Annotated in this window: 27 protein-coding genes and 1 other RNA gene; 21 read left to right on the plus strand and 7 right to left on the minus strand. The window is 61.0% G+C overall.

Annotation, left to right across the window (positions count from 1 at the left end):
• Positions 1-97 precede the first annotated feature (97 nt).
• Positions 98-835 carry an OmpA family protein gene (locus AO356_RS17035; RefSeq protein ID WP_060740739.1) on the plus strand — a complete coding sequence of 246 codons (738 nt, stop codon included), beginning with the start codon at positions 98-100 and terminating at the stop codon, positions 833-835.
• Between the two features lie 230 nt (positions 836-1,065).
• Here AO356_RS17035 and AO356_RS17040 read toward each other — a convergent pair whose 3' ends face one another.
• Positions 1,066-1,503: a YhcB family protein gene (locus AO356_RS17040; protein WP_003205372.1), complete on the minus strand. Its 438-nt coding sequence runs from the start codon at positions 1,501-1,503 to the stop codon at positions 1,066-1,068.
• Between the two features lie 147 nt (positions 1,504-1,650).
• Here AO356_RS17040 and AO356_RS17045 point away from each other — a divergent pair, with 147 nt between their 5' ends.
• The 3 genes from AO356_RS17045 to zapE all read left to right on the plus strand — a co-directional run bounded on the left by AO356_RS17045 (position 1,651) and on the right by zapE (position 4,857).
• Positions 1,651-2,280 (plus strand): alpha/beta hydrolase, encoded by a 630-nt coding sequence (locus AO356_RS17045; protein ID WP_060740740.1) that lies wholly within the window; start codon positions 1,651-1,653, stop codon positions 2,278-2,280.
• Positions 2,281-2,304: 24 nt separating this feature from the next.
• On the plus strand, positions 2,305-3,660 hold the full coding sequence (locus AO356_RS17050; RefSeq protein ID WP_060740741.1) for a tryptophan--tRNA ligase: 1,356 nt from the start codon (positions 2,305-2,307) through the stop codon (positions 3,658-3,660).
• Between the two features lie 102 nt (positions 3,661-3,762).
• Positions 3,763-4,857 (plus strand): cell division protein ZapE, encoded by a 1,095-nt coding sequence (gene zapE / locus AO356_RS17055; protein ID WP_060740742.1) that lies wholly within the window; start codon positions 3,763-3,765, stop codon positions 4,855-4,857.
• A gap of 190 nt (positions 4,858-5,047) precedes the next feature.
• Here zapE and AO356_RS17060 read toward each other — a convergent pair whose 3' ends face one another.
• Positions 5,048-5,944, minus strand: coding sequence for a GlxA family transcriptional regulator (locus AO356_RS17060; protein ID WP_203225795.1), 897 nt, complete (start codon positions 5,942-5,944; stop codon positions 5,048-5,050).
• Between the two features lie 244 nt (positions 5,945-6,188).
• On the opposite strand from AO356_RS17060, the gene AO356_RS17065 reads away from it, so the two are divergent.
• Complete coding sequence (locus AO356_RS17065) at positions 6,189-7,325, plus strand: acyl-CoA dehydrogenase family protein (RefSeq protein ID WP_060740744.1); 1,137 nt, start codon at positions 6,189-6,191, stop codon at positions 7,323-7,325.
• Positions 7,326-7,441: 116 nt separating this feature from the next.
• Here the strand turns inward: AO356_RS17065 and AO356_RS17070 are convergent, their stop codons facing one another.
• On the minus strand, positions 7,442-8,482 hold the full coding sequence (locus AO356_RS17070; RefSeq protein WP_060740745.1) for an NADP(H)-dependent aldo-keto reductase: 1,041 nt from the start codon (positions 8,480-8,482) through the stop codon (positions 7,442-7,444).
• Between the two features lie 245 nt (positions 8,483-8,727).
• Here AO356_RS17070 and rplM point away from each other — a divergent pair, with 245 nt between their 5' ends.
• The 7 genes from rplM to AO356_RS17105 all read left to right on the plus strand — a co-directional run bounded on the left by rplM (position 8,728) and on the right by AO356_RS17105 (position 13,605).
• Positions 8,728-9,156, plus strand: a complete 429-nt coding sequence (gene rplM / locus AO356_RS17075) for a 50S ribosomal protein L13 (protein ID WP_003205365.1) — start codon at positions 8,728-8,730, stop codon at positions 9,154-9,156.
• Positions 9,157-9,170: 14 nt separating this feature from the next.
• Positions 9,171-9,563: a 30S ribosomal protein S9 gene (rpsI, locus tag AO356_RS17080; protein ID WP_003205364.1), complete on the plus strand. Its 393-nt coding sequence runs from the start codon at positions 9,171-9,173 to the stop codon at positions 9,561-9,563.
• A 256-nt stretch (positions 9,564-9,819) separates the two neighbouring features.
• A complete protein-coding gene (petA, locus tag AO356_RS17085) occupies positions 9,820-10,413 on the plus strand; it encodes a ubiquinol-cytochrome c reductase iron-sulfur subunit (RefSeq protein WP_060740746.1) in 594 nt (197 codons plus the stop codon).
• Positions 10,413-11,624 carry a cytochrome b gene (locus AO356_RS17090; RefSeq protein ID WP_030138561.1) on the plus strand — a complete coding sequence of 404 codons (1,212 nt, stop codon included), beginning with the start codon at positions 10,413-10,415 and terminating at the stop codon, positions 11,622-11,624. The genes petA and AO356_RS17090 overlap by 1 nt, the downstream gene beginning before the upstream one ends.
• Positions 11,624-12,406, plus strand: coding sequence for a cytochrome c1 (locus AO356_RS17095; protein ID WP_060740747.1), 783 nt, complete (start codon positions 11,624-11,626; stop codon positions 12,404-12,406). Before AO356_RS17090 ends, AO356_RS17095 begins: the two co-directional genes overlap by 1 nt.
• Before the next feature lie 151 nt (positions 12,407-12,557).
• The gene (locus AO356_RS17100) at positions 12,558-13,175 is read left to right on the plus strand and encodes a glutathione S-transferase N-terminal domain-containing protein (protein WP_003178195.1); all 618 of its coding nucleotides are present in this window, start codon (positions 12,558-12,560) and stop codon (positions 13,173-13,175) included.
• Between the two features lie 16 nt (positions 13,176-13,191).
• The gene (locus tag AO356_RS17105; RefSeq protein WP_053124982.1) at positions 13,192-13,605 is read left to right on the plus strand and encodes a ClpXP protease specificity-enhancing factor; all 414 of its coding nucleotides are present in this window, start codon (positions 13,192-13,194) and stop codon (positions 13,603-13,605) included.
• A 676-nt stretch (positions 13,606-14,281) separates the two neighbouring features.
• Here AO356_RS17105 and AO356_RS17110 read toward each other — a convergent pair.
• The 4 genes from AO356_RS17110 to AO356_RS17125 all read right to left on the minus strand — a co-directional run bounded on the left by AO356_RS17110 (position 14,282) and on the right by AO356_RS17125 (position 17,726).
• The gene (locus AO356_RS17110; protein ID WP_030139689.1) at positions 14,282-14,860 is read right to left on the minus strand and encodes a BON domain-containing protein; all 579 of its coding nucleotides are present in this window, start codon (positions 14,858-14,860) and stop codon (positions 14,282-14,284) included.
• Complete coding sequence (locus AO356_RS17115; RefSeq protein WP_007928463.1) at positions 14,857-15,450, minus strand: phosphoheptose isomerase; 594 nt, start codon at positions 15,448-15,450, stop codon at positions 14,857-14,859. Before AO356_RS17115 ends, AO356_RS17110 begins: the two co-directional genes overlap by 4 nt.
• A 102-nt stretch (positions 15,451-15,552) precedes the next feature.
• The gene (locus AO356_RS17120; RefSeq protein WP_060740748.1) at positions 15,553-15,915 is read right to left on the minus strand and encodes a YraN family protein; all 363 of its coding nucleotides are present in this window, start codon (positions 15,913-15,915) and stop codon (positions 15,553-15,555) included.
• Positions 15,915-17,726, minus strand: coding sequence for a penicillin-binding protein activator (locus AO356_RS17125; protein WP_060740749.1), 1,812 nt, complete (start codon positions 17,724-17,726; stop codon positions 15,915-15,917). Before AO356_RS17125 ends, AO356_RS17120 begins: the two co-directional genes overlap by 1 nt.
• Positions 17,727-17,933: 207 nt before the next feature.
• On the opposite strand from AO356_RS17125, the gene rsmI reads away from it, so the two are divergent.
• From rsmI to mraY, 9 genes are all read left to right on the plus strand, one after another.
• Complete coding sequence (rsmI, locus tag AO356_RS17130; protein ID WP_060740750.1) at positions 17,934-18,806, plus strand: 16S rRNA (cytidine(1402)-2'-O)-methyltransferase; 873 nt, start codon at positions 17,934-17,936, stop codon at positions 18,804-18,806.
• Between the two features lie 74 nt (positions 18,807-18,880).
• Positions 18,881-19,234: RNase P RNA component class A (rnpB, locus tag AO356_RS17135), an RNA gene on the plus strand.
• Between the two features lie 308 nt (positions 19,235-19,542).
• Positions 19,543-19,998 carry a division/cell wall cluster transcriptional repressor MraZ gene (gene mraZ, locus AO356_RS17140; RefSeq protein WP_011063319.1) on the plus strand — a complete coding sequence of 152 codons (456 nt, stop codon included), beginning with the start codon at positions 19,543-19,545 and terminating at the stop codon, positions 19,996-19,998.
• Positions 19,995-20,942 (plus strand): 16S rRNA (cytosine(1402)-N(4))-methyltransferase RsmH, encoded by a 948-nt coding sequence (rsmH, locus tag AO356_RS17145; RefSeq protein ID WP_060740751.1) that lies wholly within the window; start codon positions 19,995-19,997, stop codon positions 20,940-20,942. Before mraZ ends, rsmH begins: the two co-directional genes overlap by 4 nt.
• Positions 20,939-21,232 carry a cell division protein FtsL gene (gene ftsL / locus AO356_RS17150; RefSeq protein ID WP_003178214.1) on the plus strand — a complete coding sequence of 98 codons (294 nt, stop codon included), beginning with the start codon at positions 20,939-20,941 and terminating at the stop codon, positions 21,230-21,232. Before rsmH ends, ftsL begins: the two co-directional genes overlap by 4 nt.
• Positions 21,232-22,971, plus strand: a complete 1,740-nt coding sequence (locus AO356_RS17155) for a peptidoglycan D,D-transpeptidase FtsI family protein (RefSeq protein WP_170842280.1) — start codon at positions 21,232-21,234, stop codon at positions 22,969-22,971. Before ftsL ends, AO356_RS17155 begins: the two co-directional genes overlap by 1 nt.
• Complete coding sequence (locus AO356_RS17160) at positions 22,971-24,434, plus strand: UDP-N-acetylmuramoyl-L-alanyl-D-glutamate--2,6-diaminopimelate ligase (RefSeq protein ID WP_060740753.1); 1,464 nt, start codon at positions 22,971-22,973, stop codon at positions 24,432-24,434. Before AO356_RS17155 ends, AO356_RS17160 begins: the two co-directional genes overlap by 1 nt.
• Positions 24,427-25,794, plus strand: coding sequence for a UDP-N-acetylmuramoyl-tripeptide--D-alanyl-D-alanine ligase (locus tag AO356_RS17165; protein ID WP_060740754.1), 1,368 nt, complete (start codon positions 24,427-24,429; stop codon positions 25,792-25,794). Before AO356_RS17160 ends, AO356_RS17165 begins: the two co-directional genes overlap by 8 nt.
• Complete coding sequence (mraY, locus tag AO356_RS17170; protein ID WP_003205349.1) at positions 25,794-26,876, plus strand: phospho-N-acetylmuramoyl-pentapeptide-transferase; 1,083 nt, start codon at positions 25,794-25,796, stop codon at positions 26,874-26,876. The genes AO356_RS17165 and mraY overlap by 1 nt, the downstream gene beginning before the upstream one ends.
• Positions 26,877-26,881: the final 5 nt, after the last annotated feature.

The raw sequence follows: 26,881 nt of genomic DNA on the forward strand, positions 1-26,881 counted from the left end.
CAGCGGGACGGAATTTTTAACGATTGCCGCGTTCCAACGCCTGCCAGAGTCGATTGCCTACGCCCTGGCACTTCAGACTGAAAACCAGGAGCATTCCATGTTCACCTCGCGTCGCTTGATCGTTGTCGCTACTGCTGTGGCCTTGTTGTCCGGCTGTGCGTCGCCTAACCCCTATGACAACCAAGGCCAGGCCTCTACCGAATCGTCGGGCATGAGCAAAACCGCCAAGTACGGCGGCCTCGGTGCACTGGCGGGGGCGTTGGCCGGTGCGGCCATCGGTCACGATAACCGGGGCAAGGGTGCGTTGATCGGTGCGGCGGTGGTGGGGGCTTCCGCGGCCGGCTACGGTTACTACGCCGACCAGCAGGAAAAGAAACTGCGCGCCAGCATGGCCAATACCGGCGTTGAAGTGCAGCGCCAGGGCGACCAGATCAAGCTGATCATGCCCGGCAACATCACCTTCGCCACCGACTCGGCGAACATCGCGTCCAGCTTCTACCAGCCGCTGAACAACCTGGCCAACTCCCTCAAGGAGTTCAACCAGAACCAGATCGAGATCGTCGGTTACACCGACAGCACCGGCAGCCGCCAGCACAACATGGACCTGTCCCAGCGCCGTGCCCAGAGCGTGGCGACCTACCTGACGTCCCAGGGCGTGAGCGGTGCCAACCTCTCGGCCCGTGGCGCCGGCCCGGACAACCCGGTGGCCAGCAACGCCGGCGTCAATGGCCGCGCGCAAAACCGTCGTGTCGAGGTCAACCTCAAGGCCATTCCTGGCCAGCAATATCAGGAGGCGCCGCAGCAGCAGGGGCAGACTTACCAACAGTACCCATGATCGCTGGGCGGTAAATGAAACGGGGGCTCTGGAAACAGGGCCCCCGTTTTTTGTGGCTGGCGCCACCCCTGTGGGAGCGAGCTTGCTCGCGATAGCGGTCTGCCTGAGCCGGTGATGTGGGATGTGCCGCCATCATCGCGAGCAAGCTCGCTCCCACAGGGGATTTTCCTGGACTAAAAAAAAGCCCGCCCGATCATGTGATCGGGCGGGCTTTTGGTGTCGCTCGCAAATTACTTCTTCAAACCGTAATGCTCATCGAGCATGCCGGGCGAATTCGGGGCCTTGGGGGCGTAGTCCCGCGGCGGTTCCTGGATCCCTTTTGGTGGGGTCAGGCGTTCCCGTGGAGTCTGTGCCGCATCGGCTTGCAGGGCGGCCAGCAGGCGCTGGCGAGTCTGCTCGTCCAGGGCCAGGCGATTGGCACCCTCGGACAAATGATCCTGGACATCCTGGTAGCTCTGGGTGAGTTTTTTCACCAGAGAAGCGGTGCTGTTGAAGTGGGTGACCACTTCATTCTGATAACTGTCGAAACGTTCCTGAATGTCGTCCAGCTGACGTTGCGTGCTGTTGGGCACCGCATTGGGCAGCAGTCGGGCAAGCAGGAATCCAATGGCGACACCGGCAACCAGGGCAAGAGTCGGCAACAACCAAACTAAGAGCGAGTGTTCCACGAGTCCTTCCTCTATAAACGGCTTTGCTTTACGTTAACGGCTCGGACCTGCGCTGTATACCGCGAAGAACATCGCAATCATGCCAGGCACAGACTTTAGCTAGACGAGTCGACCCAATTCGGGGTCACGGAGTTCTTTCCCTTGCTTATGCGCGAAACCCCTGTCGTCATCGATGGCCCCGTGGGCCAACTGGAAGCCTTGTACCTGGACAGCGAGGCCCCCCGTGGCCTGGCGCTGATCTGCCACCCGAACCCGGTGCAGGGCGGGACCATGCTCAACAAAGTGGTCTCGACCCTGCAACGCACTGCCCGCGATGCTGGGCTCGTTACGTTGCGTTTCAATTATCGTGGCGTGGGTGCCAGCGCCGGCACCCATGACATGGGCACTGGCGAAGTGGATGACGCCCAGGCTGTTGCCCAATGGTTGCGTGAAAAATACCCGCAATTGCCCCTGACCCTGTTCGGTTTTTCCTTTGGCGGCTTTGTCGCCGCCAGCCTGGGCGGGCGCCTGGAAGCCCAGGGGCAACCGGTCAAGCACCTGTTCATGGTGGCCCCGGCGGTGATGCGCCTGGACGAGCGATCGCCCTTGCCGACCGGTGGCGAATTGACCGTGATCCAGCCGGAAACCGACGAAGTGGTCGATCCGCAGCTGGTTTACGAATGGTCCGACACGCTCCAACGCCCCCATGAGCTGCTGAAAGTGGCAGAATGCGGACACTTTTTTCATGGCAAGCTGACCGATCTCAAGGATCTGATCCTGCCGCGCCTCTCGAATTGATAGCAGTCTGACAAGCGATAACCCATGACGACGCGTACCCGTATCCTGACCGGCATCACCACCACCGGCACCCCGCACCTGGGCAACTATGCCGGCGCCATCCGTCCGGCGATCCTCGCCAGCCGCGACAGCAACGCCGATTCGTTCTACTTCCTGGCCGACTACCACGCCCTGATCAAGTGCGATGACCCGCTGCGTATCCAGCGTTCGCGCCTGGAGATCGCCGCCACTTGGCTGGCCGGCGGCCTGGATGTGGACCGCGTGACGTTCTATCGCCAGTCCGATATTCCCGAGATCCCGGAACTGACCTGGCTGCTGACCTGCGTCGCGGCCAAGGGCCTGCTCAACCGTGCCCACGCCTACAAGGCCTCGGTGGACAAGAATGTCGAGGCCGGCGAAGACCCGGACGCCGGTGTCACCATGGGCCTCTACAGCTACCCGATCCTCATGGCCGCCGACATTCTGATGTTCAACGCCCACAAGGTCCCGGTCGGTCGCGACCAGATCCAGCACGTGGAAATGGCCCGCGACATCGGCCAGCGCTTCAATCACCTGTTCGGCCAGGGCAAGGAGTTCTTCACCATGCCCGAGGCGCTGATCGAAGAAAGCGTGGCCACGCTGCCGGGCCTCGATGGCCGCAAGATGTCCAAGAGCTATGACAACACCATCCCGTTGTTCAGCAGCGCCAAGGACATGAAGGACGCGATCTCGCGGATCGTCACCGACTCCCGTGCCCCGGGCGAAGCCAAGGATCCGGACAATTCGCATCTGTTCACCCTGTTCCAGGCCTTCGCCACTGCAGAACAGTCCGCCGAGTTCCGCAGCGAACTGCTGCAAGGCCTGGGTTGGGGCGAAGCCAAGAACCGCCTGTTCCAGTTGCTCGACAACGAGCTGGGTGAAGCGCGCGAGCGTTATCACCAGTTCATCGAACGTCCGTCGGACCTTGAAGACATCCTGCAACTGGGCGCGAGCAAGGCCCGGGCCGTGGCAACGCCGTTCCTCAACGAACTGCGCGAGGCCGTTGGTCTGCGTTCGTTCGTCAGCCAGGTCCAGGTGGCAACCCAGGTCAAAAAGAAAGCGGCCAAGGCGGCTCGTTTCGTCAGCTTCCGCGAGGATGACGGCAGTTTCCGTTTCCGCCTGCTTTCTGCCGATGGCGAGCAACTGTTGCTCTCGAACAATTTTGCCGATGGCAAGACTGCAGGGCAGGTGACCAAGCAATTGCAATCCGGCCAACCCTTGGACGTGCGCAGCGACGACCTGGGTTTCAGCGTCTGGCTCGACGGTGAGTGCGTGGCGAACAGCCCGGCCTTCGCCGACAGCGCCGCCCGGGATGCCGCCATCGATGCGCTGCGCGTTGCCCTGACACCTGCCCAGGACTGATCGCTGCGCGTCACCCGACCATCGGCCCGAATAAGGGCCGATTGCCATTCCTCTGGGCCATCGCTACAGTGACGGCCCGTTTTTGTTGCCTTGCTAACGAATATGACGCCCCTAGAACGATATCAAGCTGATCTGAAACGCCCGGAGTTCTTCCACGACGCAGCCCAGGAAACGGCGGTGCGGCATTTGCAGCGCCTGTACGACGACCTGGTCGCGGCCTCGAACAACAAGCCGGGCCTGTTGGGCAAACTGTTCGGCAAAAAAGACCAGGCACCGGTCAAGGGCCTGTATTTCTGGGGCGGCGTTGGCCGTGGCAAGACCTACCTGGTGGACACCTTCTTCGAAGCGCTGCCGTTCAAGGAAAAGACACGCACGCACTTCCACCGCTTCATGAAGCGCGTGCACGAGGAAATGAAGACCCTGGGGGGCGAGAAGAACCCGCTGACCATCATCGCCAAGCGTTTTGCCGACGAGACCCGGGTGATCTGCTTCGATGAGTTCTTCGTTTCCGACATCACCGACGCCATGATCCTGGGCACCTTGATGGAAGAGCTGTTCAAGAATGGCGTGACCCTGGTCGCCACCTCGAACATCGTGCCGGACGGCCTGTACAAGGACGGCCTGCAGCGGGCGCGGTTCCTGCCGGCCATCGCGCTGATCAAGGAACACACCGAAATCGTCAACGTCGACAGCGGCGTCGACTACCGCCTGCGTCACCTCGAACAAGCGGAGTTGTTCCACTTTCCGTTGGATGCCGCCGCCGAAGAAAGCCTGCGCAAGAGCTTCCGCGCCCTGACGCCGGAATGCACCCAGGCGGTGGAAAACGATGTGCTGATCATCGAAAACCGCGAGATCCGAGCCATCCGCACCTGTGACGACGTGGCCTGGTTCGACTTCCGCGAACTGTGCGACGGCCCGCGCAGCCAGAACGACTACATCGAGCTGGGCAAGATCTTCCACGCCGTGTTGCTCAGCGGCGTCGAGCAGATGAGCGTCACCACCGACGACATCGCCCGTCGCTTCATCAACATGGTCGACGAGTTCTACGACCGTAACGTGAAGCTGATCATTTCGGCCGAAGTCGAACTCAAGGACCTCTACACCGGCGGTCGCCTGACCTTCGAGTTCCAGCGGACCTTGAGTCGTTTGCTGGAGATGCAGTCCCACGAATTCCTGTCGCGAGCGCATAAGCCGTAGGGTGATTCGCAAAGCAAAGAAGGCCTGCGTTCGCAGGCCTTTTTTGTACGCTCGAAATCAGTCGGTCACTGCAAAACCCTGTGGGAGCGAGCTTGCTCGCGATGGCGTCTTGTCAGTCAACATCAGGCCTGCTGAACCACCGCCATCGCGAGCAAGCTCGCTCCCACATGGGATTGCATTCAGCTCTGGTTCACGCCGCCTGCTGAAACTGCTGCCGATACTGGTTCGGCGACAGGTCGGTATGTTGCCGGAACAAGCGTGCGAAAAAGCTCGCGTCGTCGTAGCCGACTTCGTAGCTGATGGTCTTGATGCTCTTGCGACTGCCGGAGAGCAGGCCCTTGGCGGTTTCGATCCGCAGTCGTTGCAGGTAATGCAGCGGCTTGTCGCCCGTGGCGGTCTGGAAGCGGCGCATGAAATTGCGGATGCTCATGCCATGCTCCCGGGCAACATCCTCGAAGCGGAATTTATCGGCGAAGTGCTCTTCGAGCCATTGCTGGATCTGCAGGATGATCACGTCCTGGTGCAGTTTCTGCCCGCCAAAGCCGATCCGTCCCGGCGAATAGCTGCGTTGCACTTCATACAGGATGTCCCGCGCCACGGCCTGGGCCACATTGGCGCCGCAGAAGCGTTCAATGAGGTAAATGTAGAGGTCGCAGGCTGAGGTCGTGCCGCCGGCGCAAAACAGGTTGTCGGCGTCGGTCAGGTGCTTGTCCTGGTTCAGGTGCACCTGGGGGAAGCGCTCCTTGAAGGCGTTGAAGAAGCGCCAGTAGGTGGTCGCTTCCTTGCCGTCGAGCAGACCGGCTTCGGCCAGCCAGAACACCCCGGTGGCTTCGCCGCAGAGGACCGCGCCGCGAGCGTGTTGTTCGCGTAGCCAGGGCAGTACCTGGGGGTAGCGTTGGCAGAGGCTGGCGAAATCATCCCAGAAGGCCGGCAGGATGATGACGTCGGTGTTTTCCAGGCCTCCGTCCACCGGCATGATCACATCGCTGAAGCTGTTCACCGGTTTGCCATCGGGGCTGACCACCCGGGTTTCAAACGCCGGTGTCAGACCGTGGCCCAGCTGTTTGCCATAGCGCAGGCTGGCCAGGTGGAAAAAATCCTTGGCTTGCATGAGGGTGAAGGCGAAGACCCGGTCGATTGCCAGGATGCTGACGCGCCGCAAGGGCGTGGAGGCGTGCATAGACATAATTCATCTTTATTTTTATAGGGGAAAGTGGTCACTAGACGGCTGGATCGTCTTATTTTTTGTCGGATGTGTCCAGTGTCCTGTCGTACACCGCAGGCTTAGGCTCTGTCGGATAACCACGTCCAACAATAATCAAAGGTGCGCCATGATCCCAAGAACACTGTTCAGTCCCGAGCACGAATTGTTTCGCGACAGCGTACGAACCTTCCTCGAAAAAGAAGCCGTGCCGTACCACAGTCAGTGGGAAAAACAGGGGCATGTCGATCGCCAGCTCTGGAACAAGGCGGGGGAGGCGGGCATGTTGTGCTCGCACCTTCCAGAGGCTTATGGCGGGTTGGACGCGGACTTCCTCTACAGCACGGTGGTGATCGAGGAGATCGGCCGCCTGGGGCTGACGGGGATCGGTTTCTCGCTGCATTCCGACATCGTCGCGCCGTACATCCTGCATTACGGCAGTGAGGCGCTGAAACACAAGTACCTGCCGAAACTGGTGTCTGGCGAAATGGTCACGGCCATCGCCATGACCGAGCCGGGCGCCGGTTCCGACCTGCAAGGGGTGAAGACCACGGCGGTGCTGGACGGTGACGAATACGTCATCAACGGCTCCAAGACGTTCATCACCAATGGTTTCCTGGCGGACCTGGTGATTGTGGTCGCCAAGACCGATCCCAAGGCTGGCGCCAAGGGCACCAGCCTGTTCCTGGTGGAGGCGGGCACGCCGGGCTTCGAAAAGGGCAAGCGCCTGGAAAAAGTCGGAATGAAGGCCCAGGACACGTCGGAACTGTTCTTCCAGGATGTCCGCGTGCCGAAGGACAACCTGCTCGGGCAGGCCGGAATGGGCTTTGCCTACCTGATGCAAGAGCTCCCCCAGGAGCGCCTGACCGTCGCCATCGGCGGCCTGGCTTCGGCCGAAGCGGCGCTGCAATGGACCCTGGACTACACCCGCGAGCGCAAGGCGTTCGGCAAAACCATCGCTGACTTCCAGAACACCCGTTTCAAGCTCGCGGAAATGGCTACCGAAATCCAGATTGGCCGGGTCTTCGTCGACCGCTGCCTGGAACTGCACCTGCAAGGCAAGCTGGACGTGCCGACGGCGGCGATGGCCAAGTACTGGGGCACCGACCTGCAATGCAAGGTGCTCGACGAGTGCGTGCAGTTGCATGGCGGCTACGGCTTCATGTGGGAATACCCGATTGCCCGGGCATGGGCGGATGCGCGGGTGCAGCGGATCTATGCCGGGACCAATGAAATCATGAAGGAGATCATTGCGCGGTCGCTTTGATGCGGTGGTGGGCTTGGGTCCGCTATCACGTGCAAGCTCGCTCCCACATGGGGCTCCTGCATTGGCGCAGAAACCCTGTGGGAGCGAGCTTGCTCGTGATGGGGCCTATGAATCAATCAAGGCGCAGGGTTCGGCTGATCCTTGTGAATCGCCTCGATCCCCGCCAGCACTTCGTCCGACAGCTTCAGGTCGGCGCTTTCGATGTTGCTGTCCAGTTGCTCCAGGGTGGTGGCGCCAATGATGTTGCTGGTCACGAACGGCTGTTGGGTGACGAACGCCAGGGCCATCTGCGCCGGGTCCAGGCCGTGCTCACGGGCCAGCGCCACGTACCGGCTGCACGCGGCTTCCGATTGAGCGTTGAAATAGCGTGTGAAGCGGCTGTAGAGCGTCAAACGACCCTTGGCCGGTCGTGCGCCGTTCTCATATTTGCCCGACAGGAAGCCGAACGCCAAGGGTGAGTAAGCCAGCAGGCCGCACTGTTCACGGATGGCGATTTCCGCCAGGCCGACCTCGAAGCTGCGGTTGAGCAGGTTGTACGGGTTCTGGATCGACACCGCCCGCGGCCAGCCACGGGCCTCGGCCAGGGCCAGGAACTTCATGGTGCCCCACGGTGTTTCGTTGGACAGGCCGATGTGGCGGATCTTGCCGGCCCGGACCTGTTCGTCCAGGGCTTCGAGGGTTTCCTCCAGTGGGGTGAACGTTTCGTCGGCCTTGTGCTGGTAGCCCAGTTGACCGAAGAAGTTGGTGCTGCGCTCCGGCCAGTGCAACTGATAGAGGTCGATGTAGTCGGTTTGCAGGCGCTTGAGGCTGGCGTCCAGCGCTTCGACGATGTGCTGGCGGTTGTGCTTGAGGTTCTTGTCGCGGATGTAGTCGATGGTGTTGCCGGGACCGGCGATCTTGCTCGCCAGGATCCAGTCGGCACGGTCGCCGCGGCTTTTGAAATAATTGCCGATGTAGCGCTCGGTGGTGGCGTAGGTCTCGGCCTTGGGGGGCACCGGGTACATCTCGGCGGTGTCCATGAAATTGATGCCGGCACCCTTGGCGCGTTCGATCTGGGCGAAGGCCTCGGCCTCGCTGTTCTGCTCACCCCAGGTCATGGTGCCGAGGCACAGGGCACTCACGTTCAGATCGGTACGGCCTAGCTGGCGATAGTCCATCGGGAACTCCTTGGGCAAAACAATCATAAAAGCAGGTTGAAATATTTTTCGCAATCTGCATAATTGCGCACCTCTTTCTGCAGTGGAAGTGATGCGCCGCCGCCGAAGAATCTTGCCGTTGAACGGACGCGCCGACCCGAGCCCCCGAAAGCGTCTGTATCCGGCTGCCTTTGACTTGTCAAAGTACGCACTATTCAGTAAGATCCGCCGTCTAATTTACAGGGCGGCCCCTGAGGCTATAAAGAATGAAAACTTTTACTGCTAAACCGGAAACAGTAAAGCGCGACTGGTTTGTCGTCGACGCTGCTGGTCAGACCCTGGGTCGTCTGGCCACCGAAATCGCGAGCCGTCTGCGTGGCAAGCACAAGCCTGAGTACACCCCTCACGTTGACACCGGTGACTACATCGTCGTGATCAACGCTGAGCAAGTACGTGTTACTGGCGCTAAAACCACTGACAAAATGTACTACTCCCACTCCGGTTTTCCTGGCGGCATCAAGTCGATCAACTTTGAAAAGCTGATCGCCAAAGCCCCTGAGCGCGTGATCGAGACCGCGGTTAAAGGCATGCTGCCTAAGAACCCACTGGGTCGCGACATGTATCGTAAGCTGAAGGTTTATGCGGGCGCTGCTCACCCTCATACTGCTCAGCAGCCCCAAGAACTGAAGTTTTAACGGAATAGTTCATTATGTCGGCGACTCAAAATTACGGCACTGGCCGTCGCAAGACTGCAACCGCACGCGTTTTCCTGCGTCCGGGCACTGGTAACATCTCCATCAACAACCGCTCCCTGGATAACTTCTTCGGCCGCGAAACTGCCCGCATGGTAGTTCGTCAGCCGCTGGAACTGACCGAGACCGTCGAAAAATTCGACATCTACGTCACTGTTATCGGTGGTGGTGTAAGTGGTCAAGCTGGCGCAATCCGCCACGGCATCACTCGCGCCCTGATGGATTACGACGAGACTCTGCGTGGTGCTCTGCGCAAAGCCGGCTTCGTAACTCGCGATGCTCGCGAAGTTGAACGTAAGAAAGTCGGTCTGCGTAAAGCGCGTAAGCGTCCGCAGTACTCGAAGCGTTAATTTCGCTTCCGCTTTCAAAAGGCGCCCAGTTCCTCACGGAGCTGGGCGTTTTTTTATGGGCAAAAGAATTGCTCTGTGACAACTTGCCACATTCGTAGAGCCCCTATACTACAAGGCTTGGCGGTTTGGCCGCTTGGTAATTACCTTGTCAGAATTGGGGCTTTTCATTACCATTCGGCAAAATTTTTATAAGTTCAGATTTTTACTTAGTAGACGCCTGATCTAACAGGCCACAAAGCTGATGGGAGAGGACTGAATGAGCAATGACGGCGTGAATGCAGGCCGGCGTCGCTTCCTGGTAGCAGCCACATCCGTGGTGGGTGCTGCAGGAGCGGTGGGGGCTGCGGTCCCGTTCGTGGGGTCATGGTTTCCCAGCGCCAAGGCGAAAGCCGCAGGTGCACCGGTGAAAGTGAATGTCAGCAAGATCGAGCCAGGCCAGCAGATGATTGCTGAGTGGCGCGGCCAGCCGGTGTTCATCGTCCGCCGTACAGAGGAAATCCTGGGGAATCTGAAAAAGATCGAGGGTCAGTTGTCCGACCCGTCCTCGAAGAACTCTACGCAACCGACCTATGTCGACCCGCAGACGCGTTCGATCAAGCCAGAGGTCCTGCTGCTGATCGGGATCTGTACGCACCTGGGTTGCTCGCCAACGTTCCGCCCTGAAGTGGCGCCTGCCGACCTGGGCAAGGACTGGGTCGGTGGTTATTTCTGCCCTTGCCACGGCTCCCACTACGACCTGGCCGGTCGCGTCTACAAGTCGCAGCCTGCACCTCTGAACCTGCCAGTTCCCCCGCATTCCTATGAGACCGATGACATCATTGTCGTTGGCGTCGATACGGAGAAAGCGTGATGAGCAAACTAATGGATTGGGTTGATGCGCGCTTTCCCGCGACCAAAATGTGGGAAGACCATCTCAGCAAGTACTACGCTCCGAAGAACTTCAACTTCTTCTACTTCTTTGGCTCCCTGGCGCTGCTCGTTCTGGTCAACCAGATCGTCACCGGTGTCTGGCTGACCATGAGCTACACCCCGTCGGCGGAAGAAGCGTTTGCCTCCGTCGAATACATCATGCGCGACGTCGAGTACGGCTCGATCCTGCGTCTGCTGCACTCCACCGGCGCTTCGGCGTTCTTCATCGTGGTCTACCTGCACATGTTCCGTGGCTTGCTCTACGGTTCGTACCAGAAGCCGCGTGAACTGGTGTGGGTCTTCGGCATGCTGATCTACCTGGCGCTGATGGCCGAGGCCTTCATGGGCTACCTGCTGCCGTGGGGCCAGATGTCCTACTGGGGTGCCCAGGTGATCATCTCGCTGTTCGGTGCGATCCCGGTCATCGGTGACGACCTGACCCAGTGGATTCGTGGTGACTACCTGATCTCGGGCATTACCCTGAACCGCTTCTTCGCCCTGCACGTGGTCGCCCTGCCGATCGTGATCCTCGGCCTGGTGGTGCTGCACATCCTCGCGCTGCACGAAGTCGGCTCGAACAACCCGGATGGCGTGGACATCAAGAAACACAAGGACGAGAACGGCGTACCGCTGGATGGCATTGCCTTCCACCCGTACTACACCGTGAAAGACATCGTCGGCGTGGTGGTCTTCCTGTTCATCTTCTGCTCCATCGTGTTCTTCTTCCCGGAAATGGGTGGTTACTTCCTCGAGAAGCCGAACTTCGAGCAGGCAAACGCGTTCAAGACCCCTGAGCACATTGCCCCGGTCTGGTACTTCACGCCGTTCTACGCGATCCTGCGGGCGATCCCGGACAAGCTGCTGGGCGTTATCGCCATGGGCGCGGCCATTGCCGTGCTGTTCGTCCTGCCGTGGCTGGACCGCAGCCCCGTCAAGTCGATGCGCTACAAAGGCTGGCTGAGCAAGATCTGGCTCGTGGTGTTCTGCATCTCGTTCGTAATCCTGGGCGTGCTGGGCGTACTGGCACCGACACCAGGGCGCACGTTGCTGTCGCAGGTTTGCACCTTCCTGTACTTCGCCTACTTCATTCTGATGCCTTTCTACACCAGGCTCGAGAAGACCAAACCGGTTCCGGAAAGGGTGACTGGCTGATGAAAAAGCTATTTGCTGTACTGATTCTTGCTGCTATGCCTGTACTGTCCTTCGCGGCTGAACACGGTGGTCCGGAGCTGGAAAAAGTCGACATCGACGTTTCCGACAAAGCGGCCATGCAGGACGGCGCACGTACGTTCGCCAACTACTGCATGGGTTGCCACAGTGCCAAGTTCCAGCGCTATGAGCGCGTTGCCGATGACCTGGGTATCCCCCATGAGCTGATGCTCGAGAAGCTTGTGTTCACCGGTGCCAAACTGGGCGATCACATGACCATCGGCATGCAGCCTGCGGACGCCAAGACCTGGTTCGGCGCCGCGCCGCCGGACCTGACCCTGGTGGCCCGCGTGCGTGGCACCGACTGGCTTTACGGTTACCTGCGTTCGTTCTACGAAGACCCTGCACGTCCATGGGGCGTGAACAACAAGGTCTTCCCGAACGTCGGCATGCCTAACGTTCTGGTCGGCCTCCAGGGGCGCCAGGTGGTAGGCTGCAAACAGGTTCAGATCGTTGAAGACGGCAAAAAGCAATTCGATCCGCTGACTGGCTCCGCTTTGACCCATGAAGCCTGCGACCAGCTGACTGTATTGCCGAACACCGGCAGCCTGACCCCGGAGCAGTTCGATGAGAAGGTCAAGAACCTGGTGACCTTCCTGGCCTACTCGGCCAACCCGGTGAAGCTGGAGCATCAGCGCATCGGTACCTATGTATTGCTGTACCTGGCGTTCTTCTTCGTATTCGCTTACCTGCTCAAGCGTGAATACTGGAAAGACGTGCATTGATAAAGCTGTAAGCCATTGCTGTGAATCGTGCGCGCCCAAGGGCGTCTCTAGACATGTAACGAGCCTGGCCCGCCAGGTGTTACGGGAGACGCCCTCTGGGCGCGCTCGTTTTTCCGTTTTTCGATAATTTCAACAAGCGAGGAGGATCGCCATGGGCGTGACCAATCGGTTGGCCTGTTACTCCGACCCCGCCGACCACTATTCCCACCGGGTACGCATCGTACTGGCAGAGAAGGGTGTCAGCGCCGAGATCATTTACGTCGAAGCGGGTCGTCAGCCGCCGAAGCTGATCGAAGTGAACCCTTACGGCAGCCTGCCCACATTGGTCGATCGTGACCTGGCGTTGTGGGAGTCGACCGTGGTGATGGAATACCTGGATGAGCGTTATCCGCATCCACCCTTGCTGCCGGTTTATCCTGTCGCGCGTGCCAACAGCCGTTTGCTGATCCATCGCATCCAGCGTGACTGGTGCGGGTTGGTGGATCTGATCCTGGATTCCCGGACCAAGGAGCCGGCGCGGGTCGTGGCGCGCAAGGAATTGCGTGAAAGCCTGACGGGCGTATCGCCGTTGTTCGTCGACAAGCCGTTTTTCCTCAGTGAGGAACAAAGTCTGGTGGATTGCTGCCTATTGCCCATACTCTGGCGTTTGCCGATTCTGGGTATCGAACTGCCGCGGCCTGCCAAGCCGCTGCTTGATTATATGGAGCGCCAATTTGCGCGTGAGGCATTCCAGGCGAGTCTGTCTGGTGTCGAACGCGACATGCGCTAAGGCTTAGGGAGCCGCTATGAACTCCAGTCGACCTTATCTGGTCCGCGCGCTCTACGAGTGGATTGTGGACAATGATTGCACCCCGCACATGCTCGTCAATGCCGAGTTTCCATCGGTGCAGGTGCCGCAGGGTTTTGCCAATGATGGGCAGATTGTCCTGAACGTGTCGCCAGCCGCTGTGCGTCACCTGCACATGGATAATGATGCCGTCAGTTTTGAAGGGCGCTTTGGTGGTGTGCCACACACCCTGTACGTGCCTGTTGCGGCGATTCTGGGGATTTATGCCCGGGAGAATGGCCAGGGCATGGTGTTTGAGCTGGAAGCGCCGTTGGACGGTGAAGAAGAGTTCGAGCCGGATGATGACCTGCCACCGCCGGATGACGAGCCGCCGCGGCCTAGTGGTCGGCCTAGTCTTAAGGTGGTGAAGTAGCGGGGCAGGTAATCTGTTCGCTGTTCGCTGAGGAAAATGCCCGTGTCGTGAGATGTGGGCATTTTTTTTGGCTGCATTCACTGGTGGATTGGTGTGTATATCCGTTTCTGCGGTTACGGCCGCTGGCGGTTCCGCCCTTACGGCGGCTCACTTTTGAGAAGCGCAAAAGTAAGCAAAACGCTTTTTGCCCCACCACTAGGCACCTCGCCTAGGCTCGGTGTTCCCTCACTCCGGCATTGCTCCGTGGGCCGCCGCGAAGGGCCATCCATGGCCCAGCGCGGCTATCCCGGCATCCATGCCGGGATGCCCACTGCGCAATGCCTGCGTTCGGCCGGCGTGGTTAATGGGGCGCCCAGATCAAAAGCAAAAGCGAGGCGGCCTTATGGCCGACCTGTCTCCTCCGGCTGTACCCGATGATCCCATTGTGGGAGCGAGCTTGCTCGCGATGGCGTCAGGTCAGCGGCATTGATGTTGGCTGATACACCGCAATCGCGAGCGAGCTCGCTCCCACAGTTGATTGGGGTGCAGCCAGAGAGGTGGGTCGGCTATAAGGCCGCCTCGCTTTTGCTTTTGATCTTGATCTGGGCGCCCCGACCAAATAAAAAAACGGCGCTCCTCTGTATGAGTGAGCGCCGTTTTTTCCAGCCACATGCAGCCTCAAGAGCCGCGAGTCGCCTCAGTCGATGTATTCAAACAACTTGACGATTTTCTGCACGCCGGACACACCCTGCACCAGGTTGGTCGCCTGGGCGGCTTCCTGCTTGGTCAGCAGGCCCAACAGATAGACGATGCCGTTCTCGGTCACAACCTTGATGCGCGAGCCAGGAATGCTGGCGTCGGTGAGCATCTGGGTCTTGATCTTGGTGGTCAGCCACGCATCGTTCTGGCGCGCCAGCAGAGAGGAGGGTTGCAGGACCTGCAGTTCGTTATGCACGGTCTTGACCCGCTGTACGGCGCTGGCTTCCTGCTCGGCCTTGGCCTTGAGGTCGGCACGTGGGGTCTGGCCGGCCAGCAGTACGACACCGTTGAAGCTGGTGACGACGATGTGCGAGTTGTTGTCCAGGTCCGGGTCGGCCTTGGCAATGTTCACGCCGACCTTGGTTTCAATCAGGGAGTCGTCGATCTTGCTGCCGAAGGTGCGGGTGCCGCGGTCGTCTTCAATCGGCTTTTCCCGGCTGGCGTTAACCACCGATGTGCAGCCGCTGATGCCGAGGCACAGGGTCAGGGCCAGAAGGCCTAGGCGATTAGGGGTCATTCTTCACTCCCGAACAGTTGGCTGTCGATCAAGTCGCAAAGGCAGTGGATCGCCAGCAGGTGGACTTCCTGGATACGTGCGGTGACATTGGCCGGTACGCGGATCTCGACGTCTTCGGGCAATAGCAGTGATGCCATGCCGCCGCCGTCACGACCGGTCAATGCTACGACAATCATTTCGCGATCATGTGCGGCCTGGATCGCTTGAATAATATTGGCCGAGTTGCCGCTGGTGGAAATCGCCAGCAGCACATCGCCGGGTTGGCCCAGGGCGCGGATCTGTTTGGAGAAGACTTCGTTGTAGCTGTAGTCGTTGGCGATCGAGGTGATCGTCGAGCTGTCGGTGGTCAGGGCGATTGCCGGCAGGCTCGGGCGTTCGCGCTCGAAGCGGTTGAGCAGCTCCGACGAGAAATGCTGGGCGTCGCCGGCCGAGCCGCCATTGCCGCACGAAAGCATTTTGCCCTCGTTGAGCAAGGCGTTGACCATCACTTGGCTGGCTTGCTCGATGTGCGGTGCAAGTACGTCCATCGCCTGTTGCTTGGTGTCGATACTGGCCTGAAAAAGCTGGCGAATTCGCGATTGCATGTCCATCTGTGTGACCTTAAGTAGCGCGGCTTATGGGCACAAACATGTGCGGCGCGCAAAGCAAAGAGCAAAAAAGTTAGGTGAAGGTGTCCGGCTCGGCATGGGCGCTCAACTGTCGAAGGCGTTCTGCAGCCAGTTCAACTGGGCGGCGTTGCTGTCGATGGCAACCACGTCGAAGCGGCAGGGGTAATCGGCCCAGCGAGACTCGCGTTGCAGGAAATACTGCGCGGCGAACACCAGCTTCTGGCGCTTGCGCTCGTCAATGCTGTCGAGCGCGCCACCCCATTGGGTATTTTTTCTGTAGCGGACTTCGACGAATACTACTGTATCGCCGTCAAGCATGACCAGATCAAGCTCGCCGCGTTTGCACAACCAGTTCTGCGCCACCAGCCGCAGACCGTGTTGCTGGAGATGCGCGAGGGCCTGGCCCTCGGCATCCCGTCCGCTTTGCTGGCGTGATCGGTCAGGCATCAGCGCTGGGTGTCCGGCAGGCGCTGCACCTGGCCATTGACGAACTCGGCCCATGGCAGTTGACGCTGTACGCGCTGGGTGGGCGACACGGCCAGACTGCCCGACAAGCCTTCGATGCGGCTGTCCGGCAACGTCTTGAGTTGGCCAAGGCGTGGTGCCAGGCGATAGGCATCTGCGCCCATCGCGTACAGCCGACCCAGGCTGCCACCCGCCTGGGGCCACTGCGCCGTGACCTGCTTGCGCAGCGGGTCATTGGCGTCGAGCAGCCACGGAGTTTCGCAGAAGCGGATGCCGCTCATGTCGTTGTACTGGTTCTGGTCGCCGCTGGCGCTGAACACCGAAGACGTCGCGTAGACCGGCACGTCGCCGGCGTATTGGAAGTTCAGGGTTGGCTTGATCTGCTGGGCCTGCTGCGGTGTCGAGGCCAGGAAGATGAATTCGATGTCCTGGCGACGGGACGGCTGGGCCGCGACCGTGGTGCCCACGGTGCTTTGCAGGCTCTTGGCGCGACCTTCGCTCTGGCGCAACTGGAACATGTCGGCGATCTGCTGGGCCAGTTGGACCGGCTGGTCGACCCGTTCGATCGCGACGATGGTGCCGCCGTTGGCCTGCCAGTCCTGGCTGAAGGCTTTCAGTACACGATCGCCCCATTCGCCCTTCGGCACCATGGCGGCGGCGCGGTGCAGGCCATCGGCGCGGGCGCGACGGGACACTTCGCGAGCTTCATCCTCGGGTGCCAGGCCGAACTGGAACAGTTGCGGTGGCCCTTGTTCACCTTCGCTGTAGTTCAGCGCCAGGGTAGTGATTGGCAATTGCGGGCGGGTGCTGATCTGCTTGACCAGGGGTTTTTCCAGCGGGCCGATGACCAGTTGCACGCCGTCGGCCTGGGCCTTGCGATAGAACTCGTCCATGGAGGTCAGGCTGGCGCTGTCATAGAACTGGATGCTTGGTGGCGTTTGCCCGGCCTGCTGGGCCTGGTAGTGCGCGGCCATGAAACCCTCGCGCAAGGCCTTGGCAACCGCTGCCAGCTGGCCACTTTGTGGCAGCAGCAGGGCGATCTTGCTCAGTGGCTGGCTGGCCAGTTCCTTGAGCTTGACCAGGGGCGTCGGCAGTTGCAGGGCCGCGGGATGCTTCGGGTTCTGTTCGCGCCAGTGGTCGATGGCCGCCTGCTGCTGTTCCAGGGTGCCGGCGGTCTTGACGGCCTGGGCCAGGCTCAGCCAGCCGCCGAGGTCGTCGTTGGAGGCGGGCTGCAACTGGTCGGTGGGCAGCGAGGCGATCAGCGACCAGATGGCTTCGTGGTTTTTCGCCGCGGCGTCGTCCTTCAGCAAGGGCGCGATGAAGATGCGCTCCTTGGCGGCGGCCAGGGTCTGGCCGTCGGCTTCGAGGGCGCGGGCGCGGACGGTCCCGGTGCGGACCTGCTGCTCCACTGGCATTTCGCTCAGGTGTTGCAGGCTTGGGTGGCTCAGGGCGGTCAGCGCGGCCTTGGGCTGGTTGCGGGTCATCGCCAGTTCCGCCGACAGCGTGCTGGCGAAAATCTGCTGGCCGGGCTTGAGTTGTTCCATCGGCACTTGTTGCAGGATCTGTGCGGACTGGCCGGCATTGCCCTGGCGGTAGGCCAGGTCTGCGGCGCTCAGGCGCAGCAGGGCGGCTTTTTCCGGGGTTTTGCTTTGGGTGGCCTGTTCGAGCAACTGCTCGATACTGGCATCCGGGGTCCGTGGAAGTTCGCCAAGGCTGGACGAGGGCGAGCTGGCGCAGGCCGCCAGGAGGGCAGCGAGGCAGAGGGCGGAGAGCAGCCGCAGGCAAGCGATCATGTAAGTGTTCCTGATACGAGATCAAATTAGCGTCGAATTGTACCCAAGCACTGGCCGGGGCGCGATGTTACTGGCGTGAATCGATCAATTTAGGTATTTCAAAGAGTGCGGCGCGCCACAAAAGACAGGGTATTGCCTCTGTGGTGAACAGCTTAGGCGGCCGTCACACGCTACAATGGCGGTTTTTACGATCATGAGGTGCGCGTTTTGACTGCTCCAGGTGCTTTGAATTCCGCTGCCGGCTCGCTTTATGTGGTGGCGACGCCCATCGGCAACCTGGACGATATCAGTGCCCGGGCGCTGAAAATCCTGCAGGAGGTCGCGCTGATCGCGGCTGAAGATACGCGTCACTCCCAGCGCCTGCTGCAACATTTCGGCATCTCCACGCCGTTGGCGGCCTGTCATGAGCACAATGAGCGGGACGAAGGCAGTCGTTTTATTACCCGGCTGCTGGCTGGCGATAACATCGCGCTGATTTCCGATGCGGGTACGCCGTTGATTTCCGACCCCGGCTATCATCTGGTGCGCCAGGCCCGGGCGGTGGGTATCAGTGTGGTACCGGTGCCGGGGGCTTGCGCGTTGATCGCGGCGCTGTCGGCGGCAGGCCTGCCGTCGGACCGTTTCATCTTCGAAGGTTTCCTGCCGGCCAAGGCGGTGGGGCGGCGGGCGCGCCTGGAAGCTATAAAGGAAGAGCCGCGCACGCTGATCTTCTATGAGGCGCCGCACCGCATTCTGGAGTGCCTGCAGGACATGGAGCTGGTGTTCGGTGCCGAACGCCAGGCGCTGCTGGCCCGGGAGTTGACCAAGACCTTTGAAACCCTCAAGGGGCTGCCGTTGACCGAGTTGCGCGCCTTTGTGGAAAACGACAGCAACCAGCAGCGCGGCGAGTGCGTCGTGCTGGTGGCGGGCTGGACGCCGCCGCAAAGCGAGGATGCCGTCAGCGGCGAGGCGATGCGCGTCCTGAACCTGCTGCTCGAGGAAATGCCCCTCAAGCGCGCCGCGGCCCTTGCGGCGCAGATCACTGGCGAGCGCAAGAATGTGCTGTATCAGGTCGCACTGGAAAAACAGAAAGACCAGTGAAACCGGGACAAGGTGCTGGCCCGGGGCTTTTAGCGCTTGTTCTTCAAGCGCTCTACCGTTAACCTTCGCGGCGGAGAGTCGATCGGACAGTCGCTGCCCTCTATGAGAATTAGGGGGGGGAGGAAAGTCCGGGCTCCATAGGGCGAAGTGCCAGGTAATGCCTGGGAGGCGTGAGCCTACGGAAAGTGCCACAGAAAATAACCGCCTAAGCGTTTCGGCGCCGGTAAGGGTGAAAAGGTGCGGTAAGAGCGCACCGCACGGCTGGCAACAGTTCGTGGCTAGGTAAACCCCACTTGGAGCAAGACCAAATAGGGTCCCAAGGCGTGGCCCGCGCTGGGACCGGGTAGGTTGCTAAAGATGTCCAGTGATGGCCATCGTAGACGAATGACTGTTCAAGACAGAACCCGGCTTACAGATCGACTCTCCACCTTTTCCCTTCCTGCCGGAATCACTGGCAGACGCAGTTCCTAAGACCAAAAAAATCTTACTCTTAACAAATCACTTTAACTTGTGCGCGCAGTCCCCTGTGCTGCTTCAGGTTGGGGCGAATTTTCCTACGTCAGATTCTTGTTACCCCTCCTGAAACGCTCCTAAATCTCCGATCTATAAGGCTTTTCCTTCATTACGCGCCTTGACGGTGCGGTGGGCGCATTCCTATAGTGTGCGCAAGTGGCGGAAAGTGGCATGAAGTGGGTTTTTTTGAAGGTAAAACGCCAAAAAGTGGAGAAACGCTGACGTGTTTCGCGGAGCTAACGCTATCAGTCTCGATGCAAAAGGCCGGCTTGCCATGCCCAGCCGGTATCGTGACGAGCTCGTTTCGCGAAGTTCGGGGCAGTTAATCGTCACGATCGACGCCGTTGACCCATGTTTGTGTGTTTACCCTCTGGATGAGTGGGAACTTATCGAAACCAAACTGCGCGCACTGCCTTCGCTGCGTGAAGAAAACCGCCGTCTGCAACGCTTGCTGATCGGTAATGCCGTCGACCTCGAGCTCGATGGCAGTGGTCGTTTCCTGGTGCCGCCGCGCCTGCGCGAGTACGCCAAGCTGGACAAGCGCGCGATGCTGGTGGGCCAACTGAACAAGTTCCAACTGTGGGACGAAGATGCCTGGAATGCGGTTTCTGCCGCTGACCTCGCTGCTATTCAACAACCGGGCGCCATGCCTGACGAACTGCGTGATTTGATCCTGTGACTATTGATAGCGGCTTTAACCACATCACCGTACTGCTTGACGAAGCCGTCGAGGCTCTCGCCGTACGTCCTGATGGTTGCTATCTGGACGGCACGTTCGGGCGTGGCGGGCACAGCCGGTTGATTCTCAGCCAGCTCGGGCCGGACGGCCGGTTGCTGGGGTTCGACAAGGATCCTCAAGCGATTGCCACCGGGCAAGCGCTGGCGGCCGAAGACGGCCGCTTTGTCGTTGTGCAGCGCAGCTTTGCCGAGCTGGGCGCGGAAGTCGCCGAGCGTGGCCTGGCCGGCAAGGTCAGTGGCGTGCTGCTCGACCTGGGCGTGTCGTCGCCACAACTGGACGACCCGGAGCGCGGCTTCAGTTTCCTCAATGACGGCCCGCTGGACATGCGCATGGACCCGTCCCGCGGGATCAGCGCCGCCGAATTCGTCAACACCGCCCCGGTGGAAGAAATCGCCCGTGTCTTCAAGGAGTACGGTGAAGAGCGTTTCTCCGGTCGCATGGCCCGCGCCGTGGTCGAGCGCCGCGACATCAAGCCTTTCGAGCGCACCGGCGACCTGGCCGAGGTGTTGAAAGTGGCCAACCCGGCCTGGGAAAAGGGCAAGAACCCGGCGACCCGGGCTTTCCAGGGCCTGCGCATCCACGTCAATAACGAACTGGGCGATCTGCAAGTGGGTCTCGAAGCGGCACTCGAGGCACTGGAAATCGGCGGTCGTCTGGTGGTGATCAGCTTCCATTCCCTGGAAGACCGCATCGTCAAGCTGTTCATGCGCAAGCTCACCAAGGGTGAAGCCGATAACCTGCCGCGCAACCTGCCGGTGCGTTTCGAAGCCTTCGTGCCGAAAATCAAGATCCATGGCAAAGCGCAGTTCGCTTCCGAAGCTGAACTCAAGGCCAACCCACGTGCCCGTAGCGCCGTCATGCGCGTCGCGGAGAAGTTGCGGTGAGCAAGCTCTTCGCCAAGCCCCTGCCCGGCGGCAGCTTTTTCATGCTGCTGCTGTTTATCGGCGTGCTCGTGTCGGCCATCGCCGTGTCCTATAGCGCGCACTGGAACCGGCAGTTGCTCAATACCCTTTATAACGAACTCAGCGTGCGCGACAAAGCGCAGGCCGAGTGGGGGCGGTTGATCCTGGAGCAGAGCACCTGGACCGCCCACAGCCGTATCGAAGTCCTGGCCACCGAACAGTTGAAAATGCGCATTCCCGGCGCCGCCGAAGTGCAGATGGTGGCGCCATGATGAAACTCGAAGGGGCGCTGTTCCCGTGGCGGTTTCGTCTGGTCCTGGGCTTGCTCGGGATCATGGTGGCGGCGATTTCGTGGCGCATCATCGACCTGCAGGTCGTCGACCGTGATTTCCTCAAGGGGCAGGGCGATGCCCGCAGTGTGCGGCATATTCCGATCCCGGCTCACCGTGGCCTGATCACCGACCGCAATGGCGAACCCCTGGCCGTGAGTACCCCGGTGACCACCTTGTGGGCCAACGCCAAGGAAATGCAGTTGGCCAAGGAAAAATGGCCGGCCTTGGCCGCCGCCCTCGGGCAGGACCCCAAGGCCCTGGCCGAGCGCCTCGAAGCCCAGGCCAACAAGGAATTCATTTACCTGGTGCGCGGCTTGACGCCCGAGCAGGGCCAGAGCGTGCTCGACTTGAAAGTACCCGGTGTCTACGGCATCGAAGAGTTCCGGCGTTTCTACCCGGCCGGTGAAGTCACGGCCCACATGGTCGGGTTTACCGACATCGATGACCGGGGCCGGGAAGGTGTCGAACTGGCCTATGACGAATGGCTCGCCGGGGTCGCCGGCAAGCGACAGGTCATCAAGGACCGGCGCGGCCGGCTGATCAAGGATGTCCAAGTCACCAAAAACGCCAAGGCCGGCAAGCCCTTGGCGTTGTCCATTGACCTGCGCCTGCAATATCTTGCCAACCGCGAGCTGCGCAATGCCATCGTCGAGAACGGTGCCAAGGCTGGCAGCCTGGTGATCATGGACGTGAAGACCGGCGAGATCCTGGCGATGGTCAATCAGCCGACCTACAACCCGAACAACCGTCGCAACCTGCAGCCGGCGATGATGCGCAACCGCGCGATGATCGACGTGTTCGAGCCGGGTTCGACCATGAAGGCCGTGTCCATGGCCGCCGCCCTGGAAACCGGGCGCTGGAAGCCGAGCGATACCGTCGAGGTGTACCCGGGCACCCTGCAGATTGGCAAGTACACCATTCGCGACGTGTCCAAGACCGAAGGTCCGGTGCTCGACCTGACCGGCATCCTGATCAACTCCAGTAACGTTGGCATGAGCAAGATCGCCTTCGATATCGGCGGCGAAACGATCTATCGCCTGGCCCAGAAAATCGGCCTCGGCCAGGACACCGGCCTGGGCTTCCCGGGCGAGCGTGTCGGCAACCTGCCGAACTACCGTGACTGGCGCAAGGCTGAAACCGCCACGTTGTCCTACGGCTACGGTGTTTCCGTGACCGCGATCCAGTTGGTCCATGCGTTTTCCGCCCTGGCGAACAACGGGCGCATGGCACCGCTGACCCTGATCAAGACCGACAAGGCGCCGCAGACCACCCAGGTGATCCCGGAAAATGTCGCCAAGACCATGCAGGGCATGCTGCAGCAGGTGATCGAGGCGCCGCGTGGTGTCTATCGCGCCCAGGTGCCGGCGTACCACGTGGCAGGTAAATCGGGTACGGCCCGTAAAACCTCCGTGGGCACCAAAGGCTACGCCGAGAACTCCTACCGTTCGCTGTTTGCCGGCTTCGGCCCGATGAGCGACCCGCGCTACGCCATCGTCGTGGTCATCGACGAACCGAGCAAGGCGGGTTATTTCGGTGGCCTGGTCTCGGCGCCGGTGTTCAGCAAAGTGATGTCCGGCACCCTGCGCCTGATGAACATTACCCCGGATAACCTGCCGCCGACCCAGCAGGCCAATACCGCACCGGTCGTTCCCTTGAAAGCCGAAGGAGGGCGTGGCTGATGTCCTTGAGCCTGAACAAGATTTTCGCCCACGCCGGTCACGATCTGCTGATTCGTGAATTGGCCCTGGACAGCCGCAATGTACGTGCCGGGGACTTGTTCCTGGCAGTGCCGGGCGCCCGTGTCGATGGCCGCGACCATATCGCCGACGCCTTGAAGCGTGGCGCGGCTGCCGTGGCTTATGAAGTGCAAGGCGCCACCGTGCTGCCCATCACTGATGTTCCCTTGATTCCGGTCAAGGGCCTGGCGGCGCAGCTGTCGGACATCGCCGGGCGTTTTTATGGCGACCCGAGCCGTCACCTGAACCTGGTGGGCGTGACGGGTACCAACGGCAAGACCAGCGTGACCCAGTTGGTGGCCCAGGCGTTGGACCTGCTCGGCCAGCATTGCGGCATTGTCGGCACCTTGGGCAACGGTTTTCATGGCGCGCTGGAAAGCGGCCTGCACACCACGCCGAACCCGATTGCCGTGCAAGCGACCCTGGCGGACCTGAAGAAGGCCGGTGCCAAGGCCGTTGCGATGGAAGTCTCGTCCCATGGCCTGGACCAGGGCCGAGTGACGGCGCTGGCATTCGATGTGGCGGTGTTGACCAACCTGTCCCGGGACCACCTGGATTACCACGGCACCATGCAGGCCTACGGCGAAGCCAAGGCCAAGCTGTTTGCCTGGAATGATTTGAAATGCCGGGTCATCAACCTCGATGACGAGTTCGGTCGGCAACTGGCCGCCGACAAGCGCGAGTCCCGGTTGATCACCTATAGCCTGGAAGATACCAGCGCCTACCTTTATATACGTCAGGCGCAGTTCAATGACGAAGGCGTGCGCGCCACGCTGGTCACGCCCCAGGGCGAGCACCATTTGCGCAGCACCTTGCTCGGCCGCTTCAACCTGAGCAACGTATTGGCGGCCATTGGCGCCTTGCTCGGCCTGGACTATGCGCTGGACGAAATTCTCAAGGTGTTGCCAAAGCTCGAAGGGCCAGCCGGGCGCATGCAGCGCCTTGGCGGTGGGGCCCAACCGTTGGTGGTGGTCGATTACGCCCATACCCCTGACGCGTTGGAAAAAGTCCTCACGGCCCTGCGTCCTCACGCCAAGGGCAAGTTGCTGTGCCTGTTCGGCTGCGGTGGCGATCGTGATCGCGGCAAGCGGCCATTGATGGCCGAAGTCGTGGAGCGGCTGGCAGACGGCGTGCTGGTCACCGACGACAACCCGCGCAGCGAAGACCCACTGCGAATTTTCGACGACATCCGCGCCGGTTTTACCGCTGTGGATAAGGTCAACTTCGTCGCTGGTCGCGGCCAGGCCATCGCCCAGTTGATCGCCAGCGCCTCGGCGGACGATGTCATCGTCCTGGCAGGCAAGGGCCACGAGGACTATCAGGAAATCAACGGCGAACGCCATGCGTTCTCCGATCTGGTGGAAGCCGATCACGCCCTGACCGCGTGGGAGGTGGCTCATGCTTAAGGCCCTGAAACTCAGCGAACTGACCAACGCCCTGAATGCGCGCCTCATCGCCGCGGACGCCAGCTTCGACGGCGTCAGCATCGACAGCCGGGCGATCGCACCGGGGCAATTGTTCGTCGCCCTGGCCGGGCCGCGTTTCGATGGCCACGATTACTTGAACGAGGTCGCGGGCAAAGGTGCGGTCGCAGCCCTGGTCGAGCGGGAAGTGAGCAACAGCACGTTGCCGCAATTGCTCGTCAACGACACTCGCCAGGCCCTGGGCCAGCTCGGTGCACTGAACCGTGCGGCGTATGGCAACCCGGTCGCCGCCATCACCGGCTCCAGCGGCAAGACCACGGTCAAGGAAATGCTTGCCAGCATCCTGCGCACCCGCGGTCCGGTGCTGGCGACCCGTGGCAACCTGAACAACGACCTCGGCGTGCCGCTGACCTTGCTGGAGCTGGCGCCGGAACACAGCGCCGCCGTCATCGAGCTGGGGGCTTCGCGGCTCGGCGAGATTGCCTACACCGTGGCGATGACCAAGCCTCATGTGGCGGTGCTCAACAACGCCGGTACCGCCCACGTCGGCGAGTTCGGCGGCCCGGAAAAAATCGTCGAGGCCAAGGGCGAGATCATCGAAGGGCTGGATGCCGATGGCGTCGCCGTGCTGAATCTCGACGACAAGGCTTTCGAAATCTGGAAGACCCGGGCGGGCGAGCGCAAGGTGCTGACCTTTGCCCTGAGCAACCTCGCCGCGAATTTCTACGCCAGCGACCTGGACCGTGATGCCCGTGGTTGCCCGGCCTTCAACCTGCACAGCCCCGACGGCGCCGAGCGGGTCCAGCTGAACCTGCTGGGTACCCATAACGTTGCCAACGCCCTGGCCGCGGCGGCTGCCGCCCATGCCCTGGGTGTGTCGCTGCCGGGCATCGTCGCCGGGCTGAACGCCGTGCAGCCGGTCAAGGGCCGCTCCGTCGCGCAACTGGCCAGCAACGGCATGCGCGTCATCGACGACACCTACAACGCCAACCCGTCGTCCATGTGCGCGGCCGTGGACATCCTCGCCGGTTTCTCCGGCCGCACCGTGCTGGTGCTGGGGGATATCGGTGAACTGGGCGAGTGGGCGCAACAGGGCCATCACGACGTTGGTGCCTATGCCCGCGGCAAGGTCGATGCGCTGTATGCGGTCGGTCCGATGATGGCCCATGCGGTCGCCGCGTTTGGCGAACACGCGCGGCATTTCACCACTCAAGCCGAACTGATCCAGGCCCTGGGCGCCGAGCAGGACCCGAACACCACCTTATTGATCAAGGGCTCACGCAGCGCAGCGATGGAAAACATCGTCGCGGCACTGTGCGGCGCCTCCACGGAGAAACATTAATGCTGCTGCTGCTAGCGGAGTACCTGCAACAGTTCCACAAAGGCTTCGCGGTCTTCCAGTACCTGACCCTGCGCGGGATCCTGGGTGTGCTGACCGCGTTGTCGTTGTCGCTGTTCCTGGGCCCGTGGATGATCCGCACCCTGCAGAACCTGCAGATCGGCCAGTCGGTCCGTAACGACGGTCCGCAATCGCACCTGTCCAAATCCGGCACCCCGACCATGGGTGGCGCGTTGATCCTGTCGTCCATCGGCATCAGCACCTTGCTCTGGGCCGACCTGGCGAACCGCTACGTCTGGGTCGTGCTGTTGGTGACTTTGCTTTTCGGTGCCATCGGCTGGGTCGATGATTACCGCAAGGTGATCGAGAAGAACTCCCGGGGGCTGCCGAGCCGCTGGAAATATTTCTGGCAGTCGGTGTTCGGCCTCGGCGCGGCGATCTTCCTTTACATGACCGCCGCCTCGCCGGTGGAAACCACCCTGATCCTGCCGATGCTCAAGGACTACAGCATTCCGCTGGGCGCCGGTTTCATCGTGCTGACCTACCTGGTGATCGTTGGCTCGAGCAACGCGGTCAACCTCACCGACGGCCTCGACGGCCTGGCGATCATGCCGACGGTCATGGTCGGCGGCGCGTTGGGAATCTTCTGCTACCTGTCGGGTAACGTGAAGTTCGCCGAATACCTGCTGATCCCTTATGTGCCGGGGGCGGGCGAGCTGATCGTGTTCTGCGGTGCACTGATCGGTGCCGGCCTGGGCTTTTTGTGGTTCAACACCTACCCGGCGCAAGTCTTCATGGGCGATGTCGGCGCGCTGGCGCTGGGCGCGGCCCTGGGCACCATCGCGGTGATCGTTCGCCAGGAAATCGTCCTGTTCATCATGGGCGGCGTGTTCGTGATGGAGACCCTGTCAGTCGTCATTCAGGTTGCTTCCTTTAAATTGACCGGCCGCCGCGTATTCCGCATGGCGCCGATCCACCACCACTTTGAACTCAAGGGCTGGCCCGAGCCGCGTGTGATCGTCCGTTTCTGGATCATCACCGTGATTCTGGTGCTGATCGGCCTTGCCACCCTGAAGCTGAGGTAGAACGA

The organism is Pseudomonas fluorescens, from assembly GCF_001307275.1.
GTDB classification, from domain to species: domain Bacteria; phylum Pseudomonadota; class Gammaproteobacteria; order Pseudomonadales; family Pseudomonadaceae; genus Aquipseudomonas; species Aquipseudomonas fluorescens_AA.

Coding starts and splice junctions, on each gene's coding strand:
- rplM (WP_003205365.1), top strand. CDS start 8,728: ATGAAAACTTTTACTGCTAAACCGGAAACAGTAAAGCGCGACTGGTTT.
- AO356_RS17110 (WP_030139689.1), bottom strand. CDS start 14,860: ATGACCCCTAATCGCCTAGGCCTTCTGGCCCTGACCCTGTGCCTCGGC.
- mraY (WP_003205349.1), top strand. CDS start 25,794: ATGCTGCTGCTGCTAGCGGAGTACCTGCAACAGTTCCACAAAGGCTTC.
- AO356_RS17050 (WP_060740741.1), top strand. CDS start 2,305: ATGACGACGCGTACCCGTATCCTGACCGGCATCACCACCACCGGCACC.
- zapE (WP_060740742.1), top strand. CDS start 3,763: ATGACGCCCCTAGAACGATATCAAGCTGATCTGAAACGCCCGGAGTTC.
- AO356_RS17125 (WP_060740749.1), bottom strand. CDS start 17,726: ATGATCGCTTGCCTGCGGCTGCTCTCCGCCCTCTGCCTCGCTGCCCTC.
- petA (WP_060740746.1), top strand. CDS start 9,820: ATGAGCAATGACGGCGTGAATGCAGGCCGGCGTCGCTTCCTGGTAGCA.
- AO356_RS17045 (WP_060740740.1), top strand. CDS start 1,651: ATGCGCGAAACCCCTGTCGTCATCGATGGCCCCGTGGGCCAACTGGAA.
- AO356_RS17160 (WP_060740753.1), top strand. CDS start 22,971: ATGTCCTTGAGCCTGAACAAGATTTTCGCCCACGCCGGTCACGATCTG.
- AO356_RS17070 (WP_060740745.1), bottom strand. CDS start 8,482: ATGGACTATCGCCAGCTAGGCCGTACCGATCTGAACGTGAGTGCCCTG.
- AO356_RS17100 (WP_003178195.1), top strand. CDS start 12,558: ATGGGCGTGACCAATCGGTTGGCCTGTTACTCCGACCCCGCCGACCAC.
- AO356_RS17095 (WP_060740747.1), top strand. CDS start 11,624: ATGAAAAAGCTATTTGCTGTACTGATTCTTGCTGCTATGCCTGTACTG.
- AO356_RS17035 (WP_060740739.1), top strand. CDS start 98: ATGTTCACCTCGCGTCGCTTGATCGTTGTCGCTACTGCTGTGGCCTTG.
- AO356_RS17115 (WP_007928463.1), bottom strand. CDS start 15,450: ATGGACATGCAATCGCGAATTCGCCAGCTTTTTCAGGCCAGTATCGAC.
- AO356_RS17165 (WP_060740754.1), top strand. CDS start 24,427: ATGCTTAAGGCCCTGAAACTCAGCGAACTGACCAACGCCCTGAATGCG.
- AO356_RS17155 (WP_170842280.1), top strand. CDS start 21,232: ATGAAACTCGAAGGGGCGCTGTTCCCGTGGCGGTTTCGTCTGGTCCTG.
- AO356_RS17120 (WP_060740748.1), bottom strand. CDS start 15,915: ATGCCTGACCGATCACGCCAGCAAAGCGGACGGGATGCCGAGGGCCAG.
- AO356_RS17105 (WP_053124982.1), top strand. CDS start 13,192: ATGAACTCCAGTCGACCTTATCTGGTCCGCGCGCTCTACGAGTGGATT.
- AO356_RS17065 (WP_060740744.1), top strand. CDS start 6,189: ATGATCCCAAGAACACTGTTCAGTCCCGAGCACGAATTGTTTCGCGAC.
- rpsI (WP_003205364.1), top strand. CDS start 9,171: ATGTCGGCGACTCAAAATTACGGCACTGGCCGTCGCAAGACTGCAACC.
- AO356_RS17090 (WP_030138561.1), top strand. CDS start 10,413: ATGAGCAAACTAATGGATTGGGTTGATGCGCGCTTTCCCGCGACCAAA.